Below are 1,775 nucleotides of genomic sequence, written 5' to 3'. Positions count from 1 at the left end.
CGAGTTCGAGAACGCGATCGACATCGAGAACGACCATGAGCTGGCCGTCGAGACGGTGGACGCCGCCGGCAAGCTTGGCCATGCGGGGGTCGAGGTTGACGGGGTTTTCCTCTTTGCCGTCCTCGGGCAGGCGCAGCACCTCGCCGATCGTGTCGATCAGGAGGCCATAGGATTCCCCGCGCAGGTCGACACCGACCGCCATCGGCACCTTGCCGTCCTCCGCCTTGGGCAGGCCAAGGCGCGCGCGCATGTCGACCACGGTGACGATGCGGCCGCGCAGGTTCAAAACGCCCGCGATCTCGCGGGAGGCGAGCGGCACGCGGGTGACGCGCTCGGGCATGAACACGTCCTGGACGCGCGAGATCGGCAGGCCGAAGAGCTGGCCGCCGATCATCGCGGTGACGTACTCGACCATGGCGCCTTCGCTGCTTTGCGTCTTGCTGCTCATCTGTGTTTCCTCTGACTCTTCTTGAGCATGATCTTCTCGGAGAACCGCTTCACACTTTGCGCTAACGCGGCCCTTCGGGTCCGGATCATGCTCTACGCCGCCGCGCGGCTCAGCTCGGAGGCGCCGGCCGCGCCTGCGGTCTGCTCCTTCAGCGCCGCGATCAGACCGGGACGGTCGAACTTGGCGACATAGTCGTGGAAGCCGGCCTGCCGGCCGCGCTCGATCGCCGCCGGCGAGACCAGCGCCGACAGCCCGATGATCGGCATCGCGCCGAGATTGTGGTCGGAGCGGATGACTTCCGCGAACTCGAACCCGTTCATGTCGGGCATCTCGATGTCGGTCAGCACGACGTCGAAGCTCTGCGCGCGCAGCGCCGCAAGCCCCTCCTGCGCCGTCGGCGCGGTGCGGACGCGGTAGCCGGCCGCCTTCAGCACCGGGGCCAGCATGTTGCGGAAGAAGGCTGAGTCGTCGACCAGCAGCACCGACTGCGAATGCATCGACGGCTTCATCTCCTTGCGGGTGAACCAGTCGGCAAACGCCATCGGCAGGAAGTGGCCGACATCGATCACCTCGGTGGCCTGGCCCTTGATCACGGCCGAGCCCAGGATGCCGGCGCTGCTTCCGCCGACCTCGATGTTGAGGCGTTCCTCGACGATGTCGATGATCTCGTCGACGACGAGGCCCATGGAGCGGCCGTCATCGGCGAACACCAGGATCGGCTGGGCGCCTTGCGATGCGATGGTGACGCCCTCCATGGCGACCAGCGGCATCAGCTGCTCGCGGTACTGCACCATGTAGCGGCCGTTGCTGAACTCGATCTTGTCGGCGGGCAGCTCCTCCAGGCGCGTGACGAGGCCGAGCGGCACGGCCTTGGGCTGGCTCGAGCCGGCGCGGAACACCAGGAGCGAGGTGGTCTGCTCGCCGCTGCCGATGTGATGGGCGGCATTCTCGTCGGCCATGTCATGGGCCGAGGAGCCGGAGGCGCCGAGGGCTTTCGCGATGCCGTTGGGGTCGATGATCATGATGACCGCGCCATCGCCCAAAATCGTGTTGCCGGAGAACATGTCGATGTGGCGCAGCTTGGTGGACATCGGCTTGACCACGATTTCTTCGGTGTGGAACACGCCGTCGACCACGATGCCGAAGGTCTGGCTACCGACCTGGGTCACCACGATAAAGCCGTTCTCGGGATCGCTCGCCGCGCCGTCGTCGATCTTGAGGAGCTTCTTGAGGTGGATCAGCGGCAAGAGCTTGTTGCGCAGCCTCAAGACCGCGGTGTCCTTGATGCGCTCGATGCGGTGCTCGGAGTTGGCGCGCGCCCGCACCA

General features: G+C 66.3%; 2 protein-coding genes. Both read right to left on the bottom strand.

The genetic code is table 11. The annotated features are described in order from the left end of the window. Positions 1-448 (bottom strand): chemotaxis protein CheW (locus Q3C01_RS44790; RefSeq protein WP_458151734.1); only part of this gene is annotated, 448 nt, incomplete at its 3' end. A 92-nt stretch (positions 449-540) separates the two neighbouring features. Then, the coding region (locus tag Q3C01_RS44785; protein WP_458151733.1) for a response regulator at positions 541-1,775 on the bottom strand (1,235 nt) is incomplete at its 5' end.

The organism is Bradyrhizobium sp. UFLA05-109 (assembly GCF_054185165.1).
Note: the sequence above shows the minus strand (reverse complement) of the source record. Positions and strands in the feature narration are given on the sequence as shown.